Genomic DNA, 16,235 nt, shown 5'->3' with positions numbered 1-16,235 from the left:
GCCGCTCACCCGCGCTGACGGGCCCGGCGGGCGGGCCTCGGGCTCTCGACGGGGATCTCCAGATGGCCGGTGGCCAGGCGGTCCAGGGCGCGGAGCAGGACCGCGCGCTCGTCGTCGGGGAGCGAGGAGAGGGCCTCCTCGTGCACCCGGTCGACGATCCTCTGGCTCTCCGCCGCGACCTCCGCCCCCGCCCCGGTCACGGCGATGATCCGCGCCCGCCGGTCCGTGCTCGACGGCCGCCGCTCGGCGAGCCCGGCCTTCTCCAGGGCGTCGACGGTCACCACCATGGTCGTCTTGTCCATGTCCCCGATCTCGGCGAGCTGCGCCTGTGTGCGCTCCTCCTCCAGGGCGTGGACCAGGACGCAGTGCATGCGGGCGGTGAGCCCGATCTCGCCCAGCGCGGCCGCCATCCGGGTCCGCAGGACGTGGCTGGTGTGGTCGAGGAGGTAGGAGAGGTCGGGCTCGGTGCGGGCGGGGGCCATGGAGGTCATGCGGCCAGGGTAGCGAGGAACGATCCGTCGCGGATTATCGGAAAGGGGAGGAACGGGAGGTTCTCGGCCGCGACCTCCGTCTACGGCCGGCCCCCCAGCCGGTTCAGCGTCTCCACCGCGACCCGGGCGCGCGCGTCCGCGTGCGGGGGCGCGGCGAGGGTGACGCCCGCGCCGGTGAGGATGCCGAGGTCGAGCTCCCAGTCGTGCCGGGAGCGGTGGTCCCAGACCTCGAAGGCGATCTCCACGTGCTCGTGCGCCTGCGCCTCGCCCATCCCGGTGACCTTCCGCAGGTGGGCCAGGGCCCGGTCCTGGAGGCCGCGCACCTGGGCGAGGCCGAAGTGCGTGACGGTGTGGCAGTCGGTGCACAGGCAGATGAGCCGCTTGAGGGTCTGGACGCGGGCGGCCTCGTCGAAGGTCCAGCGCTCGTGGGCCTCCAGCCACCGCCGGGCCTCACGGTCCTCGCCCGCCCCGCAGGCCTCGCAGCGCTGCCCGGCCCGGCGGGTGATCATCCGGCGCAGCCGCTCCCAGTCGGCGGGGGCGACGCAGGACCGCACGTTGGTGAACCAGCAGGTCCGGGGCACGAGGTCGACGAACAGACCGCTGCCGAGGCTCCGGTCCTCCCCGGGCAGCAGCTCGGGCACGTCGGCGGCGGCGGTCCAGCGGGCGAGCTCCGCCATCCCCGGCCGGGGCGCGTACCACCGCCTGGCCGCCGGGTCCCAGCGGGCGCCGCCGCGCTTCGCCTCGTCCTTCTCGGCGTACGGAACGTCCAGCCAGATCCGCTCGACCGCCATGCCCGCCCTCCCTGTCGGCCCCGGCCCATGCTGCCACGGGCCGGGCACCGGGGCGAGGGTCAGTCGGTACGGCGCCGGGCGAAGCGGATCATGTTCCCGGCCGGGTCGCGGAAGGCGCAGTCGCGGACGCCGTACGGCTGGTCGAACGGCTCCTGGAGGACCTCGGCGCCGGACTCCCGGATCCGCTCGAAGGTGGCGTCGACGTCGTCGGTGGAGAAGATCACGCCGCGCAGCAGGCCCTTGGCGAGCAGCTCCGCGACGGCCTGCCGGTCGGCGGGGGAGGCGCCCGGGTCGGCGAGCGGCGGTTCGAGGACGATCTCCACGCCGGGCTGCGCGGGCGAGCCGAGGGTCACCCAGCGCATCCCCTCGAAGCCGACGTCGTTGCGCACGTCGAGCCCGAGGGCGTCGCGGTAGAAGGAGAGCGCCTTGTCGTGGTCGTCGACGGCGATGAAGCACTGCGAGAGCGTGATGTCCATGGGACCGACGCTACGGCGGGGACCCGGACCCCCGCTTCTCCGATCCTGACCGTTCGCCCGCCGGCCGTTCCTGACGGATCTCCCGCCCCGGGCCCGGCCGCCCGCCGGCCGTCCCTGACCGGTCCCCGGCCCCCGGTCCCGGCCTTCCGGTCCCGGCCCCGTTCGCCCGCTACCCGTTCCTGACGGGCCGGGTGAGGACCTTGGCGACGCACGCGGGGATCTCGGCGCCCTCCGCGTGGTCGCGGGCCCGGTACGCGCTCGGCGTCTCCCCGACCAGCTCGGTGAAGCGCGAGCTGAACGACCCGAGCGAGGTGCACCCCACCTCGAAGCAGACCTCGGTGACGCTCAGGTCGCCCCGCCGCAGCAGCGCCTTGGCCCGCTCGACGCGACGGGTCATCAGATAGCTGTAGGGCGTCTCCCCGAAGGCGGCGCGGAAGCTCCGCGCGAAGTGCCCGGTCGACATCAGGGCCACCTTCGCCAGGGCCGGGACGTCCAGGGGCGACGCGTAGTCGCGGTCCATCGTGTCGCGTGCGCGCCGCAGCCGTACCAGGTCCTCCAGGTTCACCTTCCCAGGATGGCACGGCAGGGGGACCGGGACCGGGGGTACGCCCTTTCCGGCCCGGTGGGCACGGCTTTCCCGGCGGCCCGGTGGGTGAGGCCCCGGCCCGGTGGGTACGGCTTTCCCGGCCCGGTGGGTATGGCCTTCCCGGGCCCGGCGGGTACGGCCTCCCCGGCCGCGTACGGTGGGGACGTGTCCCCGCGCCGACCGATCCCCCGAGGGAACCCCTCGCCCCTCCCCCTCCCCCTCCTCTTCCTGGACGTCGACGGCCCTCTCATCCCCTTCGGAGGGCCGTCGACGCGGCACCCCGGGGGCTACCCGACGTACCTCCCGCCCACGGGAGGCCCGGACGACGGCATGAACCCGCTCCTCGCGCGGGTCGACCCCGGGCTCGGGCCGCGTCTGGCGGCGACGGGGTGCGAGCTGGTGTGGGCGACGACGTGGATGGACGACGCGAACGCGTACGTCGCGCCCTGGCTGGGCCTGCCGGACCTTCCGGTGGTGCTCTGGCCGGACGAGACCGACGAGGACGTGGCCGAGCGCGGGCGCACGGGCCTCCACTGGAAGACCCGCCCCCTCGTCGCCCGGGCCGCCGGCCGTCCCTTCGTCTGGGTGGACGACGAGATCACCGGGGCCGACCGGGCCTGGGTGGCCGCCCACCACCGGGCCCCGGCCCTCCTCCGGCGCGTCGACCCCCGCGACGGCCTCACGGACGCGGACTTCGCGGCCCTGGCGGAGTGGCTGGACGGCCTCGCGGACAGGCCCTAGGGCGTGTGTCGAAAGTCCCGCCTGCCCGGCGGCGCCCGGCACGCACGCTCGCCGCGTTGTCGGGATCACCCCGATACAACCAGTATCGGGGCGACCCTCCGCCTTGCGATCGCACGCACCGGACACCGCCGGGCCTGCCCTTCGGGCAGACGGCGCTACTTTCGACACACGCCCTAGGTCTCAGCGCAGGGTGACCCGGGCGAGGACCGGCAGGTGGTCGCTGCCGGTGGCGGGCAGGGTGCGGATCCGGCCGACGGCCGCCGAGCGGGCCATGACCTGGTCGATGCGGGCCACCGGGAAGGCGGCGGGGAAGCTGGGGGCGAGACCGCGCCGGGCCACGCCGAGGCGCGAGGTCAGCGGGTCGAGGCCGCGGTCGTCGACGGTGCCGTTGAGGTCGCCGAGCAGGACCACCGCCGCCACCTCCTCGGCGGCGACGGCGTCCCCGAGCAGCCGGGCGCTCTCGTCGCGCCGGGAGGACACCAGACCGCCCGCCCCGATCCGTACCGAGGGCAGGTGCGCGACGTACACCGCGACGTCGCCGCGCGGCGTGCGGGCCACGGCCCGCAGCCCCCGCTCCCACGGCTCGGTGATCTCCGGCGGCTTGATGTCCACCGGGCGCACTCCCGTGAGCGGATGCCTCGACCAGAGCCCGACCGTGCCGTGGACGGCGCGGTACGGGTACTCCGGCGCGAGCACCTCCTCGTAGACGGACAGCGCCGGGGGCACCAGCTCCTCCAGGGCGACGAGGTCGGGCCCGGCGGCGGCCAGCGCGCGGGCGGTGCCGGCCGGGTCGGGGTTCTCGTCGCTCACGTTGTGCTGCACGACGACCAGTCCGTACGGCCCGCTGCCCGGCCCCTCCCCGGGCAGGAGCAGCCCGCCGAACGCGTACGTCCAGGCCGCCGCCGGCAGGACGAGCGCGGCCGGTGCGACGCCGGAACGGCGCGGCAGCGCGAGCCCGAACAGCACCACGACCACCGGGCCGAGCCAGGGCAGGAAGGAGGCGAGGAGACCGCCGGGGGGACCGGGCACGGCCCGGTGGAACAGCAGCAGACCGGCGATCGCCACCGCGACCCCGCCGATCACCCACCCGGGCCTCCGGACTTCCCGCCCCGGCCTCCGCCCCGAACCCGTCCTCCGGGTTTCCCGCCACCCCACCGCCGCCCCCGCTCCCCGATCCGGCCCGTTCGACAAGACGTCCCCCGGGGACGGCCTGGAAGGCCCCGAACCCGCCCTCGTCCTCTCGCCCCGGTGCCGTACGGAGGATCAGATGTGGAACTCGGACGGGAAGCCGGTCCAGCGCAGTTCTTCCGGCAGGTGCCGCATGTCGTTGGAGAACAGCACGGAGGGCGGCCGGCCGGGCGCGTAGCGGAGGACCGTCAGGGCCGCGTTGCCCTGGTTGAGGCCCAGCCAGCGCCACTCGGGCGCGTCGAGGGCGGCCCGGACGAGCCAGCCGACGAGGAAGTTGTGCGTGACCACCAGCTCGTGGCGGGGGTGCTCGCCGTCGACCGGGCCCGTGAACTCCGCGAGCGCCTCCCGGGCCAGCTCCCGGCCGAGGTCGCGCTCCTCCTCCGTGACCCCGGAGAGGAAGGCGAGCAGGGCGTCGGCCGAGTCCGGCGGCAGCTCCTCCTTCGCCGGCAGGTGGGGGACGTAGTCGCCGGCCGCCTCCGACCGCCGCAGCGGAACGCCGTCGAGCCGTGCGCCGATCAGCCGGGCGGTCTCCTCGGCGCGGGGCAGCGGGCCGTGGTGGATCACCGACAGCGGCGCGCCCCGGAGCCGTTCGCCGAGCAGGACGGCCTGCCGCCGCCCGTTCTCCGTCAGGGCGGTCTCGTCCGCCGACGCCTCGCCGTGCCGGGCGAGGTAGAGGTATCGCGCAGCCGTGTCCGCCATGTCCCGGGCCTCCGTCGCCGACCGGTGATCTTGTACGTCTGCGAGGGACGCCGGGCCCGCCCCGCCCGGTTCCGCCGCGTCCCGTCCCGTTTCCCGGCCCCGCTCCCCGGCCCGTTTCCCGCACTTGACACGAGCGCGACTTTTGCAAGCAGTCGCTTGCAATAGTTAGCAACGGCTGGCATGGTCGGAGCATGGCATCGCTCAACGTCGGCAATCTCGGCAATCTCGGCGACTACCTCCGCGAGCAGCGGAGGACCGCGCAGCTGTCGCTGCGGCAGCTCGCCGAGGCCGCCGGGGTGTCGAACCCGTACCTGAGCCAGATCGAGCGGGGCCTGCGGAAGCCCAGCGCCGAGGTGCTGCAGCAGGTCGCGAAGGCGCTGCGGATCTCCGCCGAGACGCTCTACGTACGGGCCGGGATCCTCGACGAGAAGGAGCGGGAGGAGCTGGAGACGCGCGCCGTCATCCTGGCCGATCCCTCGATCAGCGAGCGGCAGAAGCAGGTGCTGCTCCAGATCTACGACTCGTTCCGCAAGGAGAACGCCGCCGAGGCCGCTTCCGCGGACGTCCCCGAGGACGTCCCCGGGCCCGCGCAGGCGCCCGCGCCCGTGCCCGATGCCGAAGAACCGCCTTCGCGTTAGCCAGTACGTACGTCACATCCGGGAGGACCACCAGCATGCCCATCATCGACGAACTGCGTACCCCCCTCTACTTCGCCGCCGGCACCGCCGACCTCGCCGTGCGGCAGGCCCGGAAGGTTCCCGGCCTGATCGAGCAGATCGCGGCCGAGGCGCCCGCGCGCATCGAGGCCGTCCGGAAGACCGACCCGAAGGTCGTGCAGGAGAAGGTGACGACCCAGGCCAAGGAGGCCCAGGCCACCGCCCGGACGAAGTTCGCCGAGGTCGTCGAGGTCCTCGACACCGACCTCAAGAAGCTCGGCGAGACCGCCCAGGACCTCGCCCTGCGCGGGGTCGGCGTCGCCGCCGAGTACGCGGTCAAGGCGCGCGAGAAGTACGAGGAGGTCGCCGCCCACGGCGAGGAGACCGTCCGCGCCTGGCGCGGCGAGGCCGCCGAGGAGATCACCGAGATCGCCATCGCCGTCGAGCCCGACCCGGAGCCGAAGGCCGACGGGGCGGACGGGACCGACGGGGCCAAGACGGTCGGGACGATCCAGGCCGAGGCCGAGGAGAAGAAGGCGTCCGCCAAGAAGACCACCGCCCGCAAGGCGCCCGCCAAGAAGGTGTCGGTCGCCGCCGAGAAGGAGTAGGGGCGGCCCCCGTACGGGTACACGGAGCGTCGTACCGGGTACCTTGACCGTGAGGCGCTCTCTCTCCATCCCCACTAGGCGGTGCTCAGCATGTTGCGCGCGGGATTCGATTCCCTCCTTAACCTGGTGATGTTCCTGGTCTTCACCGGCTTCGCCGTCGCAGCGCTCGTCTTCGCCGCCATGGCGCGCGAGGACGCCTACCGCGCCGCGGACAAGCAGACGAAGAAGTTCTGGCTGATCATCCTGGGCGTCAACCTCGTCCTGAACCTGCTCCTGCCGATGCTGTTCCTGCAGATCGCCGGAGTGATCGCCGCCATCGTGTTCATGGTGGACGTGCGCCCCGCGCTCGCGCAGGTCTCGGGCGGCGGCCGCGGTCCCCGGGGCGGCGGTTCCAGCAGCGACGGACCGTACGGCCCCTACAACGGCGGCCGTTAGCGGAGCGGGAGCGACGAGCAGGCGGCGACAGGGCCCGGGGTCATCCCCGGGCCCTGTCCCTCTCCAGGGCCAGGACGGCCACGTCGTCCGTCAGCTCGCCGCCGTTCAGGGACCGGACCTCCGTCACGGCCGCCTCCAGGAGCTCCTCGCCCCGCAGGCCCGCACCCAGCTGCCGGTTCATCATCGCGACCATCCCCTCCTGGCCGAGGCGCGGCGAACCGGGCCCGGCCGAGCGGCCCTCGATCAGCCCGTCCGTGTACATGAGCAGGCTCCACGCCCCGCCCAGCTCCACCTGGCGGCGCGGCCAGCGGGCGCGCGGCAGCAGCCCCAGGGCCGGGCCGCCGTCCTCGTACGGGAGGAGCCGCGCGGCCCGGCCCTGCCGGGCGATCAGCGGCGACGGGTGGCCGGCCAGGCAGAGCCCCGCCCGGCGCCCGTCGGGCGCGATGTCGACCGTGCAGAGGGTCGCGAAGATCTCCTCGCTCTCCCGCTCGTGCTCCAGGACCTGCTGCATCGTCGAGAGCAGCTCGTCCCCGCACAGGCCCGCGAAGGTCAGGGCCCGCCAGGCGATCCGCAGCTCGACCCCGAGCGCCGCCTCGTCCGGGCCGTGTCCGCAGACGTCGCCGATCATGGCGTGGACGGTGCCGTCCGGGGTGCGGACGACGTCGTAGAAGTCGCCGCCGAGCAGCGCGCGGGACCGGCCGGGCCGGTAGTGGGCCGCGAACCGCAGGTCGGAGCCCTCCAGGAGCGGCGTCGGGAGCAGTCCGCGCTCCAGGCGGGCGTTCTCCTGGGCCCGCAGCCGGGACTCGGCCAGCTTCACCTGCACGGCGTCGGCCCGCTTGCGCTCGACCGCGTACCGGATGGCCCGGCTGAGCAGCCGCCCGTCGAGCTCCTCGCGGAAGAGGTGGTCCTGGGCCCCGACCCGTACCGCCTCGGCGGCCAGCTCCGCGTCGGCCGAGGCCGCGAGCGCGAGGACGGCGTGGCGCGGGGCCAGGCGCAGGATGTGCCGGAGCGGGGCGAGCGGGTCGTCGCCGGCGGCGGCCCGGGGGCCGGGCAGCGAGAGGTCGACGAGGACGCAGTGGACGTCGTCGGTGAGCAGCCGCTCGGCCTCGGTGAGGTTGCGGGCGGTACGGATGCGGACCCGGGTGCCGGCGGCGTCCGCCGCGTCGAGGAGTTCGGGTACGGCGAGGGCGCCCGCCGGGTCGTCCTCGACGACCAGGAGGGTCAGATCGGTGCGGTCGGTGCCTGTGACTGTGCCTGTCATAGCGGTGGCGTCCATGGCGCTGGCGTCCGTATCGGTGGCGTCCGTATCGGTGTCGTCGCCGGGGCCCGCGGCGGCAGAGACGTTTCTCTGACGCGGTACGGATACGGGCATCGGTCCGGTTTTTCCTTCCCTCCCCCCGAGGGGGCGCGGAGTGCCGGATGGCACCCCGCCCGTCCCGGACCCTAGCGCCAGGACGGTGCGCAGCGGAATGGAGATCGGCTGTGAGTGCGCGCGCCACGGTTGGCATATGCCGCGGAAGGGGAGGTACTCGCCCCCGTACGGCAGGTGGGAGCGGGTCCGGGGGCAATGAGAAAGGTCACGCGGGCGGGACGGGCGGGCCTGCGGCCGGGGCTTTCTCCGTCACGTCGGGAGGGGCGATGCGGAGCTCGTGGGACGCCGCCCGCCCGCTCGCCCGCCGCTCGTGCGGCCCGTGGGCCCACCGCTCACACAGGTCTCCTGCTTGCGCGGGCCCGCCGGCCCGCACCGGCTCATCGGCTCACACCGGCCCACCGGCTCACACCGGGCGGACGACTCCCAGGATCTCCATCGAGCCCGCGCCCGCGAGGGTGATGTTCCGTCCCGGGCGCGGTGCGTGCACCATCGTCCCGTTCCCGACGTACATCCCGATGTGGCTCGCGTCCTTGAAGTAGACGATCAGGTCGCCCGGCCGCATGTCCTTGACGTCCACGCGCGGCAGCAGCCGCCACTGCTCCTGCGAGGTGCGCGGGATCCGGAGGCCCGCCGCGCCCCAGGCGCTCTGGGTGAGGCCGGAGCAGTCGAAGGAGCCGGGGCCCTCGTCGCCCCAGCCGTACGGCTTGCCGATCTGGGCCGTCGCGAACTCGACCGCCTTCAGGCCCTCCGCGGTCGCCTCCGCCTTCAGCCCCTTGAGGGCGCCGGCGTCGAGCCAGGTCCGCTGGGCGTCCTTCTGGGCCTGCTCCTCCAGGCGGCGCAGCCGCTCCCGCTCCTCGGCGGCGAGCTCGGACTCCAGCTTCTTGGCCGCGTCGATCTTGGCGTTGATCTCCTTCCGCGCCGCGGCCTGCCGGACGCGGTTGGCCTCCAGCCTGGTCCAGTGGTCGCCGGCCTCCTTGGCGTAGACGTCCAGCGAGGCCTGGGTGCGGGTCATCTCGGCGAGGAGGTCCTTGGTGGCCTTCGCGCCGTCCTTGATGCGTCCCGCGGCGTCGAGGAAGAGCTGCGGGTCGTTGGTGAGGATGAGGTGCGCGCCCTCGGGCAGCCCGCCGTTGCGGTACTGGGCACGGGCGGCGGCGCCGGCCTGGATCTTGAGGCTCTCGATCTTCTCGCGCCCCTCCGCGAGCATCCGGTTGACCCGGACGATCTCGGTGGACTGCTCCTCGGCCTTCTCCTCGGCGAGGTTGTACGCGTCGGTGGCGACGGCGGCCTGCCGGTACAGACCGTCTATCTCCTTGCGCACCTCCTCCAGGCTCTTCTTCGGCGGGGGAGGGGGCAGCGGCGCGGCGGAGGCCTGGAGGGTCAGCACGGGGGAGGCCAGCACGGCCAAGGCGCAGATCATGGTGATCGCGGCGGCACGGCGGCGTCGGTTCACGAGCTCCCCCTCTGGTGACCCACAAGTGATTTACCGTCAGTAACCTGCCGGTGACCTTGGCGATAGTGCCATGCGAAACCGGAAAGTAACAAGGGAAAGCGAGGCCTGTCGGACGCGTTCCCCCCATGGGTGACGCATGGGGCGGGAGTGGCGTTCCACAGGTGGCGAGAATTAGGTGGGAGCGGGGGCGCCGACGCCTCCCACCGCACCGTCACGCCCGCGGCGCCGACGCCTCCCACCGCACCGTCACCCCCCGGGCGCCAGCGCCTCCCACCGCACCGTCACTTCCCCCTGGCGCCACCGCCGCGGGCCGTCCGTCAGCGGCCAGTCCGCCGCCAGGTCGCGCACGGAACGGATCCAGCGCTGGCGCGCGCCGAGCGAGGCGTACGGGGCGGCCGCGGCCCACGCCCGGTCGAAGTCCCGCAGGAAGGCGTGCACCGGCTCGCCCGGCACGTTCCGGTGGATCAGCGCCTTCGGCAGCCGCTCCGCCAGGTCGGAGGGGCGGTCGAGCGAGCCGAGCCGGGTGGCGAAGGTCACGGTGCGGGGCCCCTCCGGACCGAGCGCCACCCACACGTGCCGGCGCCCGATCTCGTCGCAGGTGCCCTCCACGAGCAGCCCGCCCGGGGCGAGCCGCCCGCACAGGCGCTCCCAGACGGCCGCGACCTGTTCCTCGTCGTACTGGCGCAGCACGTTCGCGGCCCGGACCAGGGCGACCCGGCCGGGGACCGGCACCTCGAAGCCGCCGTGCAGGAAGGAGAGCCCCTCGTGCTCGTAGGGCCGGGCGGCCTCGACCCGGGCGGGCTCGATCTCGACGCCGTACAGCCGGGTGCGGGGATCGGCGGTGCGCAGCCGGGCGAGCAGTTCGACGGCGGTCCAGGGGGCGGCCCCGTACCCGAGGTCGACGGCGAGGGGCGGCTCGGGGGAGCGGCGGAGGGCGGACCCGTGGACGGCGGCGATCCAGCGGTCCATGCGGCGCAGCCGGTTCGGGTTGGTGGTCCCGCGGGTCGGGGTGCCGACGGGGCGGGTGGTGCGCGGGGCCATGCCACGAGCGTAAGGGGTGCGGGGGAGGGGGCCGCGTGCTCCGTCCTCCGGCAATGAATTGGCAAAACGCCTCCGCCACCGGAAATGAAAGGGACCGTTCCGGTGTTGTCGCGGCTGGAGGACGTACCGCGCCCTCCCGCCGCCATGCCCGACCCGGACCGGACCGGTCGGATCCGAACCGGTCGGATCCGGACCGACCCGGCCCAGCCCGAAAGCCGAAGACCAGCAGACGACCGGCCGACGACCGGCCGAACGCACGCCGAAGACCGAAGGCCCCGGTCCGCGCCCCGACCCCGGCCCCGGTCCCGGCCCCCGAGCGGAAGGACCGCCGACGTGAGCCAGTACGTGTCCCGGTTCGCCGGTACCCGGCACCGGCACCCGGCGCCGGCCCGGCTCCGGCTTCCCGGCCGGCCCCGGCCCCCCCGGCGCGTGGCCATGCTCAGCGTCCACACCTCGCCGCTGCACCAGCCGGGCACCGGCGACGCGGGCGGCATGAACGTCTACATCGTCGAGCTGGCCAAGCGGCTCGCCGCCATCGACATCGAGGTGGAGATCTTCACCCGGGCCACCACCGGCGGCCTGCCCCCGGTGGTCGAGCTGACGCCGGGCGTGCTCGTGCGGCACGTCGACGCCGGCCCGTACGAGGGCCTGGCCAAGGAGGAGCTGCCGGCCCAGCTCTGCGCCTTCACGCACGGCGTGATGCAGGCGTGGGCGGGCCACCGCCCGGGGTACTACGACCTCGTCCACTCCCACTACTGGCTCTCCGGCCACGTCGGCTGGCTCGCCGCCCAGCGCTGGGGCGTCCCGCTCGTCCACGCCATGCACACCATGGCGAAGGTCAAGAACGCCTCGCTCGCCGAGGGCGACGCGCCCGAGCCCGCGGCCCGCGTGATCGGCGAGACCCAGATCGTCTCCGCCGCCGACCGGCTGATCGCCAACACGGCCGAGGAGGCCGACGAGCTGGCCCGCTTCTACGACGCGGAGCCCGGCAAGGTCGCGGTCGTCCACCCGGGCGTCAACCTCGACCGCTTCCGCCCCGCCGACGGCCGCGCCGCCGCCCGGGCCCGGCTCGGCCTGCCCCGGGACGCCTTCGTGCCGGTCTTCGCCGGCCGGATACAGCCGTTGAAGGCCCCGGACATCCTGCTCCGGGCGGCCGCCCGGCTCCTGGACCGGGACCCGTCCCTCCGCTCCCGCATGGTCGTCCCCGTGGTCGGCGGCCCGAGCGGCAGCGGCCTGGCCAAGCCGGAGGGGCTCCAGAAGCTCGCCGCCCGGCTCGGCATCGCGGACGTCGTGCGCTTCCACCCGCCGGTGGGCCAGGAGCGGCTCGCCGACTGGTTCCGCGCGGCCAGCGTCCTCGTCATGCCCTCGTACAGCGAGTCGTTCGGCCTGGTCGCCATAGAGGCGCAGGCGGCCGGCACCCCGGTCGTCGCGGCGGCGGTGGGCGGCCTGCCCGTGGCCGTGCGGGACGACGTGACCGGCTTCCTCGTGCAGGGCCACGACCCGGCGGACTACGCGCGGGCGCTCGGCCGCTTCGCGGACGACCCGTCCCTGTCGGACCGGATGGGCGAGGCGGCGGCGGCGCACGCGAGCTCCTTCGGCTGGGACACGGCGGCCTCGGCCACGGCGGACGTCTACACGGCCGCCGTGCACGACCACCGGCTGCGCGACAACCGGCGTCGCGTACGCTCCCACCATGGCTGAGGACAAGACCGCCGAGGACGTCAGGCAGACGATCGAGTCCACGCTCGACGACGCGGAACTGGAGTGGGAGTCCCCCGGACCGGGCTCCTACGTCGTCAAGCTCCCGGGCACGCGCAAGCTCTTCACGACGCTCTCCCTCCGCGCGGGCCGCCACTCCCTCTCCCTCAACGCCTTCGTCGTCCGCCACCCGGACGAGAACGAGGCGGGCGTCCACCGCTGGCTCCTGGAGCGCAACCTCAAGCTGTACGGGGTGGGTTACGCGGTCGACGGCCTCGGCGACGTGTACCTCACCGGCAAGCTCCCGCTCGCCGCCGTCACGCCCGGGGAACTGGACCGGCTGCTCGGCTCGGTCCTGGAGGCGGCGGACGGCGACTTCAACACGCTCCTGGAGCTGGGCTTCGCGACGTCGATCCGGCGCGAGTACGCGTGGCGGGTCTCGCGGGGGGAGTCGACCCGGAACCTGGACGCGTTCAAGAACCTGCTGGCGAAGACGCCGGAGGCGGCCTCCGAGCAGGCGTCCGGGAGTGTGTCCGAGGAGTCTCCGGCGAAGCCGACGGACTGAGCGCGCCCTTCCGCCCCTCCCCGTTCTCCCGGTACCGCCCCGGCGTGATCCCGAACTCGCGCCGGAACGCGTGCGAGAGCGCGTACGGCGTGCTGTAGCCGACGCGGCGGGCGACGGTGCCCAGCGGGTCCGTGCCGTTCCGGAGCAGGGCGGCGGCGCGGGTCAGCCGCCACCAGGTGAGGTACGCCATCGGGGCCCGGCCGACGCGGGCGGTGAAGCGGCGGACCAGGGTGGCGCGGGAGACGCCCGCCTCGGCCGCGAGCCGGTCGACGGTCCAGGGCGCGGCCGGGTCGGCGTGCAGGGCGCGCAGCGCGGCGGCGGCCACCGGGTCGCCGAGGGCCGCCGGCCAGACGCCGCCCGCGCTCCCGTCCGTGCCTCCGTCCATCCAGGACCGGATCATGTAGACGAGCAGCAGGTCGAGCAGGCTGGGCAGGGCGATGCCGGACCCGGGCCGCTCGGCCTCCTCCCCGCCCAGCTCGCCCGCCAACAGGCTTACGGCGGAACGCAGTTCGGGAGAGGTGCCGTCGCGGTCCGGCAGGTGGACGAGGGACGGGAGCTCGGCCAGGAGCGGGTGCGCGTGGCTGCGGTCGAGCCGGTACTTGCCGCAGAGCATCACCACCGCGGGCTCTCCCGGCCGGGGCGCGGGCACGGTCCCGCTCGCCGGATCCTCGCCGTCCCGGCGGACGAAGGGCTCGGCCCGCGCGACGGTCTCCGCGTCGGCGGGCGAGTCGGCGATCACGTGCCCGGTCCCGTGCGGAAGCAGTACGGCGTCCCCCGGCCCGAGCGCGACCGGGGCGCCGCCGTCGGGCAGCAGCCAGCAGGAGCCTTCGAGGAGGACGTGGAAGCCGGCGCCGTCGTACGGTGCCAGCCGCGCGCACCAGCGCCCGCCCGTCCGCAGCCGGTGGGAGGAGGGCCGCCCGACCCGTACGGCCGAGATCGCGTCGCTCACCACGTCCATGGCGGCACCGTACCGCCGACCCGGCGTGAGCCGTACGCGTATCCACGGGATCCGTACGGGCATTGAACGGCTCACCGAAGCCTCCCTAGGGTCGACGGCATGAGCAGCGACGACATGAGCGACGACGGCATGAGCAGCGACGGCATGAGCGAAGAGAACGCACAGCGCATGGTCCTGGGGGACGTCGAGATCATCCGGGTCGTGGAGTGGCGGGGCCCGTTCGGGCCCGCCCGCGCCCTCGTGCCGGGGGCCGGGCCCGGCCTGTGGGAGGACAACGGGGCGTGGCTGGTGCCGGACCACTGGAACCCGGCCGACGGCAGCGCGCAGATGGCGCTCCAGAGCTGGGTGCTGCGCAGCGGGGGCCTGACCGTCCTGGTCGACACGGGGGTGGGCGACGGGCGCGAGCGCCCGGGGGCGCCGCTCTTCCACCGGCGGCGGGACGGTTTCCTCGGGAGCCTGGAGCGGGCGGGCGTACGGCCCGAGGACGTGGACGTGGTCGTGAACACGCACCTGCACGCCGACCACGTCGGCTGGAACACCCGGCCCGGCGACGCGCCGGGCGAGTGGGTGCCGGCGTTCCCGAACGCCCGGTACCTCCTCCCGGCGGCCGACGACGCCCACTTCGGCCCGGGGAACGCGTACGGCGGCGGGCTGCGCGCGCAGGACCGGCTCGTCTACGAGGACAGCGTCGCGCCGGTGCACCGGGAGGGCCGGACGGTGCTGTGGGACGGGGAGCACCGCATCGACGGGAACCTGGTGCTGGAGTCGGCGCCCGGCCACACGCCCGGCTCCGCGGTGCTGCGGCTCGAATCCGGTGGAGACCGGGCGGTCTTCGTCGGGGACCTCGTCCACAGCCCCGTACAGCTCCTCGACCCCTCGCACGGAAGCTGCTTCTGCATGGACCCGGCGGGGGCGGAGGCGAGCCGCCGCCGGATCCTCGAACGGGCGGCGGACCGCCGGGAACTGGTCGTGCCCGCGCACTTCGGCGGGGCGGGAGCGGCCGAGGTGCGCAGGGCGGGCGGGGGCTTCGCCCTGAAGAACTGGGCGGAGTGGACGGGCCGGTGAGGCTCGGGCGCCGACGGTTCGGGCGCTGACGATTCGGGCGCCGACGGGTCAGGTGCTGACGGGCGAGTCCTCGGCGTCCCCGCCCTTCACGACGACGGGAGCGGGCGCGGGAGAGGCCAGGGGGCCGGGCACGGGAACGGCGGCCCCGGTCTCCTCGGTGTCTTCCGCGAGGGCCTTCCGCAGCCGGGTGGCGTAACCGGCGGCGGCGAGGACGCCGATCACGGCGGTGGCCGCCCAGAGGACGCCGGGGCCGGGCCCGTCGACGATCGCGCCGGCGACGATCGGGGCGACGAAACCGGCGACGGACCAGGAGATGCCCATGACGCCCTGGTAGCGGCCGCGGGCGTGCTCGGGGGCGAGGCGGGCGGTGGCTGCGGCGTTGGTCGGGACGTGGATCATCTCGCCGACGGTCCACACGACCACGGTCGCGGCGAAGGCGACGGAGGAGCCGGCGAGGGCGGTGGCGCCGGTGCCGAGACCGAAGAGGAGGGAGGAGAGGGAGAGGAGGAGGACGGGGGAGCGCTTGTCGGTGAGCTTGTTGACGAGGAGCTGGAAGCCGACGATGACGACGCCGTTGACGGCGATGACGACGCCGTAGGAGGAGGGGGAGAGCCCCTGGTCGGCCATGGTCAGGGGAAGCCCGATCCAGGGAGCGGTGAACACCAGACACACGAGGAGGTTGAGGAGGACGAGCGTCCGGAAGGGCGCGTCGCGCAGCACGGTGAGCGTGCTGACCTTCTCCTCGGCGGCGGGCTTCCCCTCCTCCCGGGGCTGCCGTTCGGGCCGGGTCTCGGGGAGCCGGAGGAAGACGATGACGGCGCACAGGACGGTGGCGGCGGCGTCGACGACGAAGAGGGTGCGGTAGCCGAGGAAGGCCGCGGCGCCGCCGCCGATGGCGGCGACGGCGAAGCCGAGGTTGAGGGCCCAGTAGTTGAGGGCGTAGGCCCGGCGCACGTCGTGGGCGGGGACCATGTCGGCGATGGTGGCGTTGATGGGGGGCCGGACGGCCTGCATGGCGACGCCCATCAGCAGGACGACGACGGCGATGCCCCAGGCGCTGGTGACGACGGCGAGGGCGGCGGCGCAGGCGGCGCCCGCGAGGTGCATGGTGACCATGGTGGGGCGGCGGCCCCAGCGGTCGGTGAGCACGCCGCCGAGCGGGGAGCCGGCGATGCCGCCGAGGCCGTGGAGGGCGACGACGAGCCCGGCGAACCAGGCGGAGTGCCCGAGTTCCAGGGTCAGGTAGAGGGAGAGGAAGGTGAGGACGAAGGCGCCGGTCCGGTTGACGAGGGTGGAGAGCCAGAGCCACCAGAAGCCGGGTGGAAGACCGGAGACCGTCTCGCGGGCCGATCGTCTGAGCGTACTGATGGACATGTGTGGCGCCCCCTGGCGTGCGTAAGCCCCTATGTGGCCGT

General features: G+C 74.5%; 18 protein-coding genes. 7 read left to right on the top strand and 11 right to left on the bottom strand.

The window, feature by feature from the left end:
- Positions 1-5 precede the first annotated feature (5 nt).
- The 4 genes from ACWGSR_RS20600 to ACWGSR_RS20585 all read right to left on the bottom strand — a co-directional run bounded on the left by ACWGSR_RS20600 (position 6) and on the right by ACWGSR_RS20585 (position 2,323).
- Positions 6-491: a MarR family winged helix-turn-helix transcriptional regulator gene (locus ACWGSR_RS20600; RefSeq protein ID WP_376237074.1), complete on the bottom strand. Its 486-nt coding sequence runs from the start codon at positions 489-491 to the stop codon at positions 6-8.
- Positions 492-571: 80 nt separating this feature from the next.
- Positions 572-1,282, bottom strand: a complete 711-nt coding sequence (locus tag ACWGSR_RS20595) for a DUF5710 domain-containing protein (RefSeq protein ID WP_453568030.1) — start codon at positions 1,280-1,282, stop codon at positions 572-574.
- Positions 1,283-1,341: 59 nt separating this feature from the next.
- Positions 1,342-1,758 carry a VOC family protein gene (locus ACWGSR_RS20590; RefSeq protein ID WP_453568028.1) on the bottom strand — a complete coding sequence of 139 codons (417 nt, stop codon included), beginning with the start codon at positions 1,756-1,758 and terminating at the stop codon, positions 1,342-1,344.
- A 169-nt stretch (positions 1,759-1,927) separates the two neighbouring features.
- Positions 1,928-2,323, bottom strand: coding sequence for a helix-turn-helix transcriptional regulator (locus ACWGSR_RS20585; protein ID WP_366376000.1), 396 nt, complete (start codon positions 2,321-2,323; stop codon positions 1,928-1,930).
- A 186-nt stretch (positions 2,324-2,509) separates the two neighbouring features.
- Between ACWGSR_RS20585 and ACWGSR_RS20580 the strand changes: the two genes are divergently transcribed.
- Positions 2,510-3,085 carry an HAD domain-containing protein gene (locus tag ACWGSR_RS20580; RefSeq protein WP_453568026.1) on the top strand — a complete coding sequence of 192 codons (576 nt, stop codon included), beginning with the start codon at positions 2,510-2,512 and terminating at the stop codon, positions 3,083-3,085.
- A 180-nt stretch (positions 3,086-3,265) separates the two neighbouring features.
- Here ACWGSR_RS20580 and ACWGSR_RS20575 read toward each other — a convergent pair whose 3' ends face one another.
- Both ACWGSR_RS20575 and ACWGSR_RS20570 read right to left on the bottom strand, forming a co-directional pair.
- A complete protein-coding gene (locus ACWGSR_RS20575; RefSeq protein WP_453568024.1) occupies positions 3,266-4,240 on the bottom strand; it encodes an endonuclease/exonuclease/phosphatase family protein in 975 nt (324 codons plus the stop codon).
- A 108-nt stretch (positions 4,241-4,348) separates the two neighbouring features.
- The gene (locus ACWGSR_RS20570; RefSeq protein WP_376237058.1) at positions 4,349-4,972 is read right to left on the bottom strand and encodes a histidine phosphatase family protein; all 624 of its coding nucleotides are present in this window, start codon (positions 4,970-4,972) and stop codon (positions 4,349-4,351) included.
- A gap of 191 nt (positions 4,973-5,163) precedes the next feature.
- Here ACWGSR_RS20570 and ACWGSR_RS20565 point away from each other — a divergent pair, with 191 nt between their 5' ends.
- From ACWGSR_RS20565 to ACWGSR_RS20555, 3 genes are all read left to right on the top strand, one after another.
- Entirely contained in the window at positions 5,164-5,610 is a 447-nt protein-coding gene (locus ACWGSR_RS20565) for a helix-turn-helix domain-containing protein (RefSeq protein ID WP_453568022.1), read from the top strand.
- Between the two features lie 35 nt (positions 5,611-5,645).
- Positions 5,646-6,236: a hypothetical protein gene (locus ACWGSR_RS20560; protein ID WP_376237052.1), complete on the top strand. Its 591-nt coding sequence runs from the start codon at positions 5,646-5,648 to the stop codon at positions 6,234-6,236.
- Between the two features lie 90 nt (positions 6,237-6,326).
- Positions 6,327-6,671: a DUF2516 family protein gene (locus tag ACWGSR_RS20555; RefSeq protein ID WP_376237049.1), complete on the top strand. Its 345-nt coding sequence runs from the start codon at positions 6,327-6,329 to the stop codon at positions 6,669-6,671.
- Between the two features lie 40 nt (positions 6,672-6,711).
- Here the strand turns inward: ACWGSR_RS20555 and ACWGSR_RS20550 are convergent, their stop codons facing one another.
- The 3 genes from ACWGSR_RS20550 to ACWGSR_RS20540 form a co-directional block, all read right to left on the bottom strand.
- The gene (locus ACWGSR_RS20550; protein WP_383324948.1) at positions 6,712-7,947 is read right to left on the bottom strand and encodes a PP2C family protein-serine/threonine phosphatase; all 1,236 of its coding nucleotides are present in this window, start codon (positions 7,945-7,947) and stop codon (positions 6,712-6,714) included.
- A 499-nt stretch (positions 7,948-8,446) separates the two neighbouring features.
- On the bottom strand, positions 8,447-9,493 hold the full coding sequence (locus tag ACWGSR_RS20545; protein ID WP_453568019.1) for a C40 family peptidase: 1,047 nt from the start codon (positions 9,491-9,493) through the stop codon (positions 8,447-8,449).
- A 246-nt stretch (positions 9,494-9,739) separates the two neighbouring features.
- A complete protein-coding gene (locus ACWGSR_RS20540; protein WP_453568017.1) occupies positions 9,740-10,534 on the bottom strand; it encodes a class I SAM-dependent methyltransferase in 795 nt (264 codons plus the stop codon).
- Between the two features lie 333 nt (positions 10,535-10,867).
- Here ACWGSR_RS20540 and mshA point away from each other — a divergent pair, with 333 nt between their 5' ends.
- Together mshA and ACWGSR_RS20530 are read left to right on the top strand one after the other, a co-directional pair.
- Positions 10,868-12,235 carry a D-inositol-3-phosphate glycosyltransferase gene (mshA, locus tag ACWGSR_RS20535; RefSeq protein ID WP_376237040.1) on the top strand — a complete coding sequence of 456 codons (1,368 nt, stop codon included), beginning with the start codon at positions 10,868-10,870 and terminating at the stop codon, positions 12,233-12,235.
- Positions 12,228-12,797 (top strand): YbjN domain-containing protein, encoded by a 570-nt coding sequence (locus ACWGSR_RS20530; RefSeq protein ID WP_453568015.1) that lies wholly within the window; start codon positions 12,228-12,230, stop codon positions 12,795-12,797. The genes mshA and ACWGSR_RS20530 overlap by 8 nt, the downstream gene beginning before the upstream one ends.
- Here ACWGSR_RS20530 and ACWGSR_RS20525 read toward each other — a convergent pair.
- On the bottom strand, positions 12,706-13,755 hold the full coding sequence (locus ACWGSR_RS20525; protein ID WP_453568013.1) for an AraC family transcriptional regulator: 1,050 nt from the start codon (positions 13,753-13,755) through the stop codon (positions 12,706-12,708). The genes ACWGSR_RS20530 and ACWGSR_RS20525 overlap by 92 nt on opposite strands.
- A 144-nt stretch (positions 13,756-13,899) precedes the next feature.
- Here ACWGSR_RS20525 and ACWGSR_RS20520 point away from each other — a divergent pair, with 144 nt between their 5' ends.
- The gene (locus tag ACWGSR_RS20520; protein ID WP_453568105.1) at positions 13,900-14,820 is read left to right on the top strand and encodes an MBL fold metallo-hydrolase; all 921 of its coding nucleotides are present in this window, start codon (positions 13,900-13,902) and stop codon (positions 14,818-14,820) included.
- A gap of 48 nt (positions 14,821-14,868) precedes the next feature.
- Here the strand turns inward: ACWGSR_RS20520 and ACWGSR_RS20515 are convergent, their stop codons facing one another.
- The gene (locus ACWGSR_RS20515; RefSeq protein WP_453568011.1) at positions 14,869-16,194 is read right to left on the bottom strand and encodes an MDR family MFS transporter; all 1,326 of its coding nucleotides are present in this window, start codon (positions 16,192-16,194) and stop codon (positions 14,869-14,871) included.
- Between the last annotated feature and the right edge of the window lie 41 nt (positions 16,195-16,235).

The sequence above is a fragment of the Streptomyces sp. NPDC055632 genome (genome assembly GCF_053618675.1).
Note: the sequence above shows the minus strand (reverse complement) of the source record. Positions and strands in the feature narration are given on the sequence as shown.

What these genes read in the sequence shown, in the direction of transcription:
- ACWGSR_RS20560 (WP_376237052.1), top strand. Translation starts at nt 5,646, where the DNA reads ATGCCCATCATCGACGAACTGCGTACCCCCCTCTACTTCGCCGCCGGC.
- ACWGSR_RS20520 (WP_453568105.1), top strand. Translation starts at nt 13,900, where the DNA reads ATGAGCGAAGAGAACGCACAGCGCATGGTCCTGGGGGACGTCGAGATC.
- ACWGSR_RS20515 (WP_453568011.1), bottom strand. Translation starts at nt 16,194, where the DNA reads ATGTCCATCAGTACGCTCAGACGATCGGCCCGCGAGACGGTCTCCGGT.
- ACWGSR_RS20530 (WP_453568015.1), top strand. Translation starts at nt 12,228, where the DNA reads ATGGCTGAGGACAAGACCGCCGAGGACGTCAGGCAGACGATCGAGTCC.
- ACWGSR_RS20555 (WP_376237049.1), top strand. Translation starts at nt 6,327, where the DNA reads ATGTTGCGCGCGGGATTCGATTCCCTCCTTAACCTGGTGATGTTCCTG.
- ACWGSR_RS20540 (WP_453568017.1), bottom strand. Translation starts at nt 10,534, where the DNA reads ATGGCCCCGCGCACCACCCGCCCCGTCGGCACCCCGACCCGCGGGACC.
- ACWGSR_RS20570 (WP_376237058.1), bottom strand. Translation starts at nt 4,972, where the DNA reads ATGGCGGACACGGCTGCGCGATACCTCTACCTCGCCCGGCACGGCGAG.
- ACWGSR_RS20600 (WP_376237074.1), bottom strand. Translation starts at nt 491, where the DNA reads ATGACCTCCATGGCCCCCGCCCGCACCGAGCCCGACCTCTCCTACCTC.
- ACWGSR_RS20595 (WP_453568030.1), bottom strand. Translation starts at nt 1,282, where the DNA reads ATGGCGGTCGAGCGGATCTGGCTGGACGTTCCGTACGCCGAGAAGGAC.
- ACWGSR_RS20525 (WP_453568013.1), bottom strand. Translation starts at nt 13,755, where the DNA reads ATGGACGTGGTGAGCGACGCGATCTCGGCCGTACGGGTCGGGCGGCCC.
- ACWGSR_RS20590 (WP_453568028.1), bottom strand. Translation starts at nt 1,758, where the DNA reads ATGGACATCACGCTCTCGCAGTGCTTCATCGCCGTCGACGACCACGAC.
- ACWGSR_RS20550 (WP_383324948.1), bottom strand. Translation starts at nt 7,947, where the DNA reads ATGGACGCCACCGCTATGACAGGCACAGTCACAGGCACCGACCGCACC.
- ACWGSR_RS20565 (WP_453568022.1), top strand. Translation starts at nt 5,164, where the DNA reads ATGGCATCGCTCAACGTCGGCAATCTCGGCAATCTCGGCGACTACCTC.